Raw genomic sequence first — 9,219 nt, forward strand, 5'->3', positions numbered from 1 at the left:
GTTCGGTGAGCTGGGCGAGTCGGGGAGACGGGCGTCGGAGATGATCTCGCCGGGGTCGGAGCCGGCCGAGACCAGCGGGCTGAGCCGGTTGGTCAGGCCGGTGATCTGGCTGGTGAGAAGGCTCCGTTCGGCCTCGGCCCGCTCTCGCTCGGGCGAGTTCGACGGCGACGCCGCCATCCGCCCGGCCCGGGAACGCCCGGCGCGGCCCGCTCCGGGGGAGCGTCCGGCGCGCCCTGCTGCCGCTGAGCGTCCGGCGCGGCCGACTGCCGGGGATGCTCCGGAGCGGCCTGCTTCCGGGGAGGCCGGGCCGGGGTCAGGTGCTGCTCTGGGGGCCGACGAGGCGGGTCCGCTCGGGCGGCCGTTGCCGGGGGAGCGGCCGACCGGGCCGCCCCGGCAGGAGCCGGAGCCGGGCGCGGCGGGGGAGAGCTGATGCCGGACTGGTTGGAGCTGGTCCTGCGCGTGGCGGGGGTGCTCGTCGCGTTCCTCACGCTGCCGCTGATCGTGGGCCAGGCCGAGCACAAGGTGATGGCACACATGCAGGGCCGGCTGGGTCCGATGTACGCGGGTGGCTTCCACGGCTGGGCGCAACTGGTCGCCGACGGCATCAAGTTCGTGCAGAAGGAGGACGTCACCCCGCGCGACGCGGACCGGCCGGTGTTCCGGCTGGCGCCCGCGGTGGCGCTGGTGCCGTACCTGCTGGTGCTGCTCGTCATCCCGCTCGGGCCGGGTGACCTGGTCGCGCAGCCGCTGGACATCGGCCTGTTCTTCGTGCTCGCCGTGGTGGGCGTCGGCGTGCTGGCGGTGCTCATGTCCGCGTGGGCGTCGGCGAACAAGTACAGCCTGCTCGGCGGGCTGCGCGGCGCGGCCCAGCTGCTCGGGTACGAGCTGCCGCTGGTGCTGGCCGCCGCCTCGGTGGCGATGGCGGCCGGCACGCTCAGCCTGCCCGGCATCGTGGAGGCGTGGCAGCCGTGGTGGCTGCTCTGGCAGGCCCCGGCCATGGTGATCTTCTTCGTGGCCGGGCTGGCGGAGATCCGCCGCCCGCCGTTCGACATGCCGGTGGCCGACTCCGAGCTGGTCTTCGGCTACATGACCGAGTACACCGGCCTGCGGTTCGCGTTCTTCCTGCTCGCCGAGTACGTCGGCATCGTGGTGATCGCGGCGCTGACCACTGTGCTGTTCCTCGGCGGCTGGCAGGGTCCGTTCGCCGACGCGCAGCTCGGCTGGCTGTGGACGCTGCTGAAGGTCTTCGCCGTCGCCTTCGTGATCATCTGGCTGCGGGTGAGCTACCCGAGGCTGCGCGAGGACCAGCTCCAGCGCCTCTGCTGGCTGGTCCTGGTCCCCCTGGCCCTGGCCCAGCTAGTCCTCACCGCCGCAGTCCGCCTGGCCCTGTAACCCACCGTCCCTCCCTCCCCGCCCCGGCCCGGCCCGGCGATCTTGCACTTTCTGCCCCGGCGAAAGGGGCAAAGCGCCCAGGCCTAGGGCCCAAAGTGCAAGATCGGCGGGGCGGGGCGGGGAGGGATAAGGCGGGGCGGTGAGGCGGGGCGGCGAGGGAAGGGCGTGGGTCAGCGCAAGGGGGTGTGGGACGGGTCTACCCGCTCGGACTCGGGTGGGGGCGGGGGCGGGGTGCCGTCGCCGAACGGGCGGCCGCCCAACTCCTCCCGCCCGTGCGGGGTGAGCCAGTTGCTCAGGTCGGGGCCGAGCGGCACGATGCCCGTCGGGTTGATGTCCCGGTGGACCTCGTAGTAGTGCCGCTTGATGTGGTCGAAGTCGATCGTGTCGCCGAACCCGGGCGTGGTGAACAGGTCCCGGGCGTACGCCCACAGCACCGGCATCTCGCTGAGCTTCTGCCTGTTGCACTTGAAGTGCCCGTGGTAGACCGGGTCGAAGCGGGCGAGCGTGGTGAACAGCCGTACGTCGGCCTCGGTGATGGTGTCACCGACCAGGTACCGCTGCCCGGCCAGGCGCTCGCTGAGCCAGTCCAGCCGGTCGAACAGCCTGTGGTACGCCTTGTCGTAGGCCTCCTGGCTGCCGGCGAAGCCGCACCGGTAGACCCCGTTGTTGACGTCGGCGAAGACGACAGCGTTCACCTCGTCGATCTCGCCGCGCAGCGGTTCCGGGTAGAGGTCGGGCGCGCCCGGCCGGTGGTGGGCCGTCCACTCGGTCGTGAGGTCCAGGCTCATCTGCGCGTAGTCGTTCGTCACCACCTGCCCGGTGGGCACGTCGACGAGCGCCGGGACGGTGATGCCGCGCTCGTAGCCGGGGAAGCGGGCGAAGTACGCGTCGGCGAGCCGCTCGATGCCGAGCACCGGGTCCTTGCCGTCCGGGTCGAGGTCGAACGTCCAGCTCCGCTTGTCGTGGGTGGGCCCGGCCACGGCCATCGAGATGGCGTCCTCCAGCCCGAGCAGGCGCCTGATGATGATCAGCCGGTTGGCCCAGGGGCAGGCCCGGCTGACCGCCAGCCGGTAGCGCCCCGGTTCCACCGGCCAGCCGTCCCGCTCGTCCGCGGTGATCCGGGTGGCGATGTAGCGCTGATCCCGGGTGAACTCGCCACCCGGCTCCACGTACTTGCCGCCGGTCCGGTCCAGGACCTCGTCGTCGCTGCCCACACCCACCTCCGAGTTCGCTTCTCGTTCCCATCATTGTCGCTCCGGCCGCTCCCGGCAGGGCGAGTGCGTCACCGAGGGGCATAGGCTGCCCGCCGTGATCGATGTGGAGGCGGCAGCCCGGCGTTTCGTCGCCGACGTGTGGAACGCGGGGCGCGAGGAGAGCGCGTACGAGCTGGTCGCGGCGGACTGCCCGGGGCTCGGCGGTACCGGCCCGGCGGCGATGCTGGCGTGGCACCGGGACCGGCGGGCGTCGTTCCCCGACCTGCGCTACAAGATCGTCGACGTGGTGGCGACAGGTACGCGGGTGGCGGTGCGCTGGCGGGCCGCCGGCACCCAGGCGGGGCAGTTCGGCCCGGTGCCGCCGACCGGCCGCGTGGTCAGCTACTCGGGTGCCACGTTCCTGCGCTTCGACGACGACGGGCGGATCGTGGACGTGTGGAGCGTCAACGAGCTGTTCCAGCTGCTCCAGCAGCTCGGCGTGGAGATGCTGCCCCCGCTCACACCCGGCGAGGCGTGATCCGGCCGCACGCGCGGGACAAAGCGACGGGTGGTGGTCGCGCGCGCCCGGGCCACAGGGCAGGATGGGCGGCATGAGCGAGCACGGTGGAGTGCCCGGCGGGGGCCTGGTGAAGGGCCTGGCGGTCACGTTGAAGACGATGACCCGCCGCTCGACCACCCAGCAGTACCCGGACGTCGAGCCGGAGCTGCCGCCCCGCTCCCGTGGCGTGATCGCGCTGCTGGAGGAGAACTGCACGGTCTGCATGCTCTGCGCGCGCGAGTGCCCGGACTGGTGCATCTACATCGACTCGCACAAGGAGGAGGTGGCGGTGCCCGGCGCCGCCCGCCCCCGCCAGCGCAACGTGCTCGACAAGTTCGACATCGACTTCTCGCTCTGCATGTACTGCGGCATCTGCGTCGAGGTCTGCCCGTTCGACGCGCTCTACTGGTCGCCCGAGTTCGAGTACGCCGAGTACGACATCAAGAACCTGCTGCACGACAAGGACCACCTGGGCGAGTGGATGGCCACCGTGCCGCCGCCGCCGGCTCACGACCCGCTCGGCGACCCCTCCAAGGAGGAGACCACCGCCGCCCGGAAGGCGGCGGGTCCGTCGGCCCGTCCGGCTCCTTCCCGGGTACGCCCCGACGCCGCCACCGATCCGGGCGGAGGGGCTGCCTCATGACCGGTGCGGACGTCCTGCTGCTGGCGCTGGGCGCGGTGGCGGTGGGTGCGGGTGCGCTGGTGGTCGCCACCCGCCACCTGGTCCGGGCCGGGCTGTGGCTGGTGGTGTGCCTGGGCGCGCTGGCCGGTGACTACCTGGTGCTGACCGCTGAGCTGGTGGCCTGGGTGCAGGTGCTCATCTACGTCGGCGCGGTGGTGGTGCTGCTGCTGTTCGCGGTGATGCTGACCCGCGCGCCGATCGGCCCGTCGGACGACCTGGACCGGCCGGGCTGGGCCGCAGCGCTCGTCGGCGCGGGCAGCGGCCTGGGCCTGGCCGTGCTGCTGATCGACGCGTTCCGCTGGTCCCGGGTGGACCTGCCGGCCGCCGGCACCGCCGAGCGCATCGGCGAGCAGGTGTTCCGTTCCTGGGTGCTGCCGTTCGAGGTGCTGTCGGTGCTGCTGCTGGCCGCGCTGGTCGGCGCGATCGTGCTCTCCCGCCCCGACATCGGCCGCCGGCCCGTCGACGCCGCGCAACCCGCCGACGAGGGTGGGCGCCGGTGAGGCCGGTCATCCCGTACGTCACCGCCGCGCTGCTGTTCGGCCTCGGCGTGTACGGCGTGCTGCGCCGCCGCAACGCCGTCCTGGTGCTGATGGCGGTGGAGTTGATGCTCAACGCGGTGAACCTGGTGCTCGTCACCGCCGACACCACAGTCAAGGCCGTGCTGCCGCACTCCGGGCAGGTGTTCGCGCTGTTCGTGATCGTGCTCGCCGCCGCCGAGATCGGTGTCGGGCTCGCCATCGTGCTCCAGCTCTACCGGCTGCGCGCCAGCGTCACAGTCGACGACGTACCGCTCGACGAACCGGCGCCGGCGGTCGCGGTGGCCCCGGCCGAGCAGCCGAACGCGCAGGGAGCGGTCCGGTGAGCACGCCGATGCTGTGGCTTGCCGCAATCCTGCCCGCCGCGCCGCTGGTCGCCGGGCTGCTCGGCCTGCTGCTGCCGCCCGCCCCGCGTCAGGACCGGGCGTCGGCCCGGCGGTCGGCGATCGCGCTGGGCGTGGCCGGTGCGGCCGTGTCGCTGCTGGCCGCGCTGGCGCTGCTGGTCCGCGTGGACGCCCCGGTCGAGGCGTCCACCACCTGGATCGACCTGGGCGGGCTGCGGGTCACGCTCGGCCTGCGCCTGGACGGCGTGGCGGTGCTCGTCGCCACCGCCGTCGCCGCCGTCGCGCTGGCCGTGCAGGTCTACTCGATCGGCTACCTGCGCCGGGGCCCGCACGACGACGTGGACGTCGACCACCGCTACCCGCCGTACGCGGCCCAGCTCAGCCTCTTCACCGCCGCCATGCTCACGGTGGTGGTGTCCGGTGACCTGATCATGCTGCTGGTCGGCTGGGAGGTGATGGGCGTCTGCTCGTACCTGCTCATCGCCCACGACCGGCGGCTGCCCGAGGCTCCCGGCGCGGCGGTCAAGGCGTTCCTGGTCACCCGCGTGGGTGACGTCGGCTTCCTGCTCGGCATCGCGCTGCTGGGCGTGGGCGCGGGCAGCTTCCGGATCGCCGACGTGCTGGCCCACGACTACGGCACCGGCACGCTCACCGCCGCCTGCCTGCTGCTGCTCGCCGGGGTGGCGGGCAAGAGCGCCCAGTTCCCGCTGCACACCTGGCTGCCGGACGCGATGGCCGGTCCGACGCCGGTGTCCGCGCTGATCCACGCCGCCACCATGGTCGCCGCCGGGGTGTACGCGGTGGCCCGCCTGTTCCCGCTGTTCGAGCGCGCACCGGCCGCGCTCGCCGTGCTGGGCGTGATGGCCGCGATCACCATGCTGCTCGGCGCGTTCGCCGCCACCGCGCAGGACGACATCAAGCGGGTGCTCGCCTGGTCGACCGTGTCGCAGATCGGCTACATGACCGGCGCGCTGGCGGTCGGCGCCCCGGCTGCCGCGCTGTTCCACCTGCTCACCCACGCCGCGTTCAAGGCGCTGCTGTTCCTCGCCGCCGGTGCGGTGATCCACGCCGTGGGCACCACGCTGATGTCCCGAATGGGCGGCCTGCGTACCGGCATGCCCGTGACGTTCTGGTGCATGGTGGTCGGCCTGGGCGCGCTGGCCGGCGTACCCCCGCTCTCGGGTTTCTGGAGCAAGGACGGCGTGCTCGCGGCTGCCGAGGCGGCCGCGCTCGACGGCGCCGGGCCGACCGCCGCCTGGGTGGGCTGGCTGGTCTGGCTGGCCGGGCTGGTCGGCGTGGCGGTGACCGCCTGGTACGCGACCCGCCTGCTGCTGCGCACGTTCCTCGGCGCCACGCGCACGCCGCTGCTGCGCCCGCACGACCCGCCCGCGCTGCTGCGCTGGCCGGTGCTGCTGCTCACGGTCCCGGCTGCGCTGCTGGGCCTGGCCGCGTTCGCGCAGTGGTTCGCCGACCGGCTGCGCGTGCCGGGCGACGACACCGGCGAGGCGGTCGAGTTGGTGCACCTGGCGCCGAACCTGATCCTGCCGTTCCTGCTGCTGCTCGCCGGTGCGGGCGTCGCCTGGGCGGGCTGGCGCCGCGATCCGGCCGCCGACCCGGCCCGCTTCCTGGGTCCGCTGCGGCCGGTCTTCGCCCGGGCGTTCCGGCTCGACGACGTCCAGCACACAGTCGTCGTACGCCCGGCGGGCGCGCTGGCGCGGGTCGTGCGTACCGGTGACGAACTGGGCGTGGACGGCCTGGTCGAGGGCACCGGCCGGACGGCGGTCGAGGTGGGCGGAGGCCTGGCCGCGCTGCACCGGGCGGCGCTGCCGCGCGCGGCGGCCGGGGTGCTCGCGGGCGCGCTGCTGATCGGCCTCGCGGTCGCGCTGATCGGAGTGACCTCATGACGTTCGGGCAGGTGCTGCTGGTCGCCGTGGTGGCGGTCCCGGCGCTCGGCGCGCTGGCCGCTGCCGTCGTGCCCGGCGACCGGGCCGGCCGGGTGGCAGGCACCGCTGCCGCCGCGCTGACGCTGCTGGCGACGCTGCCGCTGGTCGGCGGCGACCACGGCTGGTTCGGGTACGGGCCACGCCCGGCGGTGCAGCCGTGGCACCAGCTCGACGTGCCGTGGGTGCCCGGGCTCGACCTGCGCTTCCACCTCGGCGTGGACGGCATCTCCTGGCCGCTCGTGGTGCTGACCGCGCTGCTCACGCTGCTGTGCTGCGCGTACACGCTGTGGCGGGTGCCGACCGGCGGCGGCAGCGGGCGGGCGCTGGTGGCGCTGCTGCTGGTGGTCGAGGTCGGCATCCTCGGCACGTTCCTCGCGCTCGACCTGGTGTTGTTCTTCCTGTTCTTCGAGGTCGTCCTGCTGCCGATGTACGCGGTGATCGCCGGCTGGGGCGGCGCGGACCGTCGCCGGGCGGCCCGCAAGTTCGCGCTCTACACGCTGTTCGGCTCGGTGCTGCTGCTGGTCGGCGTCTACGTGGTGGTGTCCGCGGCGGGCACCGCCGACCTGGTCGCGCTCACCGGCGGTGCCGGGCTGTCCCGGGGCACCCAGCTCGCCGCGTTCACGCTGCTGGCGCTCGCGTTCGCGGTGAAGAGCCCGCTCTGGCCGCTGCACTCGTGGCTGCCCGACGCGCACACCCAGGCGCCCACAGTCGGCAGCGTGATCCTCGCCGGGGTGCTGCTCAAGATGGGCACGTACGGGCTGATCCGGGTCGCCGTGGGCGTCGCCCCGGAGGGCGCCCGCTGGGCCGCGCCCGTGCTCGGTGTGCTCGCCGTCGCGGCGATTCTGATCGGTGGCCTGGTCTGCCTGGCGCAGGATGACCTGAAGCGGCTGATCGCGTACTCCAGCGTCGGGCACATGGGCTTCGTGCTGCTCGGGGTCGCCACGCTCACCGCCACCGGGATCCAGGCCGCGCTGATCGGCAACATCGCCCACGGCGTCATCACCGGCCTGCTGTTCTTCCTGGCCGGGGCGGTAAAGGACCGCGCGCACACCGGCTCGCTGGCCGAGTTGTCCGGGCTGCGGGAGACCGCGCCCCGGCTGGCCGGGCTGCTCGGCTTCGCGGCCGTCGCCTCGCTGGGGCTGCCCGGCCTGGCCGGGTTCTGGGGTGAGGCGTTCGCCGTGGTCGCCGCCGTGCAGCGGGGCGGCCCGCTCTGGCTGACGCTTGCAGTGCTGGCCGCGCTGGGCGGGGCGCTCACCGCCGCGTACTTCCTGCGGCTGCTGCGCCGGGTCACCCACGGGCGGCCCAGCCCGGCGGTGGCGGGGCTCGCACCCGGGCTGGCCGGGGCGGAACTGACCGCCTGGGCGCCGCTGGTGCTGCTCGCGCTCGCGGTCGGCCTGGCCCCGGCGCTCGTGCTGTCGTACGCCTCCGGTCCGGTTGAGGCGCTGCTGGGGGTCGTCCCATGAGCCTGGTGCAGCCTGTCGACAACCTGGCGATGCTGCCTGCGTACCTGGCCGCCGGCACCGCCGTCCTGGTGCTGCTGGTGGATCTGCTGGTGGCCCGGCCCGCCGTCACGGTGGCGGTGGCGGCGCTCGGCGCGGCCGGTACCGCAGCCGGCGCGGCACTGGTCGGGGCGGCCGGTGAGCGGCGCACGTTCTGCGTGGGCGCGGACTGCTCCTGGGTGTGGGGTGGCCGGGCCGCTCTGGTCGGGGCGGTGATCGCGCTGCTCACGCTCGGCGTGCTGGCGCTGTCCGGCCCGCTGCTGCGGGCCGGGCGTACCCCGGTCGGTGAGTACTGCTTCCTCCTCGCCTGCGCGATGACAGGCGGCGTGGTGCTCGGTGCCGCGGGCGACCTGATCACGCTGATCGTGGCGCTGGAGACGCTGACGCTGCCGCTGTACGTGCTGGTCGGCCTGCGCCGGGGCAGCCTCGCCGGTGCCGAGGCGGCGGTGACGTTCTTCGTGGTCAGCGTGGTCGCCACCACTGTGACGCTGCTCGGCGCGGCGCTGCTCTACGCGGTCACCGGCACCCTGCACCTGGACCGGCTCGGCACCACCCTGGCCGCCCGCGACGACCTGACCGACCTGCCGCTGACCACGGTCGCGGTGGCGCTGGTGGTGGCCGGGCTGGCGTTCAAGGTCGCCGCCGTGCCGTTCCACGCCTGGGCCCCTGCCACGTACGACGGCGCGCCGCTGCCGGTGGCCGCGTACCTGTCGACCGCCTCGAAGCTCGGTGGTGTGGTGGCGCTGCTGGCTGTGGTGCAGCGTGCGCTGCCGGGTGACCTGACCGGCCCGGTGCTGGCGGCGCTGGCGGTGCTGACCATGACCGTCGGCAACCTGGTGGCGCTGCGTCAGCGGCGTACCGTGCGGTTGCTCGCCTGGTCGTCGGTGGCCCAGGCGGGGTACATCCTGGCTCCGCTGGGCGCGCTGGCGCTGGCCGCGGGCCGCACCGGCGACGCGCGGGCGGCCGCGTACGCCGCAGCCGTCGCGTACGCGATCTTCTTCGTGCTGCTGGAGCTGGCCGCGTTCGCCGCGGTGGTGGCGTTGCGCCCGGCGGACGGCGACGGCGGCACGC

General features: G+C 74.1%; 9 protein-coding genes. 8 read left to right on the forward strand and 1 reads right to left on the reverse strand.

Features of this window, described 5'->3' with window-relative positions:
* Window positions 1–429: 429 nt before the first annotated feature.
* Window positions 430–1,392 carry an NADH-quinone oxidoreductase subunit NuoH gene (nuoH, locus tag AC2CHG_RS27380; RefSeq protein ID WP_013288672.1) on the forward strand — a complete coding sequence of 321 codons (963 nt, stop codon included), beginning with the start codon at window positions 430–432 and terminating at the stop codon, window positions 1,390–1,392.
* A 170-nt stretch (window positions 1,393–1,562) separates the two neighbouring features.
* Here the strand turns inward: nuoH and AC2CHG_RS27385 are convergent, their stop codons facing one another.
* Window positions 1,563–2,606: a glutathione S-transferase family protein gene (locus AC2CHG_RS27385; protein ID WP_357209103.1), complete on the reverse strand. Its 1,044-nt coding sequence runs from the start codon at window positions 2,604–2,606 to the stop codon at window positions 1,563–1,565.
* Between the two features lie 94 nt (window positions 2,607–2,700).
* On the opposite strand from AC2CHG_RS27385, the gene AC2CHG_RS27390 reads away from it, so the two are divergent.
* The 7 genes from AC2CHG_RS27390 to AC2CHG_RS27420 form a co-directional block, all read left to right on the forward strand.
* The gene (locus AC2CHG_RS27390) at window positions 2,701–3,123 is read left to right on the forward strand and encodes an ester cyclase (protein WP_355506110.1); all 423 of its coding nucleotides are present in this window, start codon (window positions 2,701–2,703) and stop codon (window positions 3,121–3,123) included.
* A 73-nt stretch (window positions 3,124–3,196) separates the two neighbouring features.
* Window positions 3,197–3,787 (forward strand): NuoI/complex I 23 kDa subunit family protein, encoded by a 591-nt coding sequence (locus AC2CHG_RS27395; RefSeq protein WP_120573060.1) that lies wholly within the window; start codon window positions 3,197–3,199, stop codon window positions 3,785–3,787.
* On the forward strand, window positions 3,784–4,326 hold the full coding sequence (locus AC2CHG_RS27400; RefSeq protein ID WP_194801447.1) for an NADH-quinone oxidoreductase subunit J family protein: 543 nt from the start codon (window positions 3,784–3,786) through the stop codon (window positions 4,324–4,326). Before AC2CHG_RS27395 ends, AC2CHG_RS27400 begins: the two co-directional genes overlap by 4 nt.
* Window positions 4,323–4,688, forward strand: a complete 366-nt coding sequence (nuoK, locus tag AC2CHG_RS27405) for an NADH-quinone oxidoreductase subunit NuoK (RefSeq protein ID WP_262013109.1) — start codon at window positions 4,323–4,325, stop codon at window positions 4,686–4,688. The genes AC2CHG_RS27400 and nuoK overlap by 4 nt, the downstream gene beginning before the upstream one ends.
* A complete protein-coding gene (locus tag AC2CHG_RS27410) occupies window positions 4,685–6,610 on the forward strand; it encodes an NADH-quinone oxidoreductase subunit 5 family protein (protein ID WP_484525885.1) in 1,926 nt (641 codons plus the stop codon). The genes nuoK and AC2CHG_RS27410 overlap by 4 nt, the downstream gene beginning before the upstream one ends.
* Entirely contained in the window at window positions 6,607–8,112 is a 1,506-nt protein-coding gene (locus AC2CHG_RS27415; RefSeq protein WP_484525886.1) for a complex I subunit 4 family protein, read from the forward strand. The genes AC2CHG_RS27410 and AC2CHG_RS27415 overlap by 4 nt, the downstream gene beginning before the upstream one ends.
* Window positions 8,109–9,219: NADH-quinone oxidoreductase subunit N (locus tag AC2CHG_RS27420; protein ID WP_484525887.1), on the forward strand; the 1,111-nt coding region annotated here is incomplete at its 3' end. The genes AC2CHG_RS27415 and AC2CHG_RS27420, both read left to right, overlap by 4 nt.

It is taken from the genome of Micromonospora sp. ATLC20 (genome assembly GCF_057196585.1).

Bases quoted from the DNA above. Each gene is read 5' to 3' on its own strand.
- nuoH (WP_013288672.1), top strand. From the start codon at position 430: ATGCCGGACTGGTTGGAGCTGGTCCTGCGCGTGGCGGGGGTGCTCGTC.
- AC2CHG_RS27395 (WP_120573060.1), top strand. From the start codon at position 3,197: ATGAGCGAGCACGGTGGAGTGCCCGGCGGGGGCCTGGTGAAGGGCCTG.
- AC2CHG_RS27415 (WP_484525886.1), top strand. From the start codon at position 6,607: ATGACGTTCGGGCAGGTGCTGCTGGTCGCCGTGGTGGCGGTCCCGGCG.
- AC2CHG_RS27400 (WP_194801447.1), top strand. From the start codon at position 3,784: ATGACCGGTGCGGACGTCCTGCTGCTGGCGCTGGGCGCGGTGGCGGTG.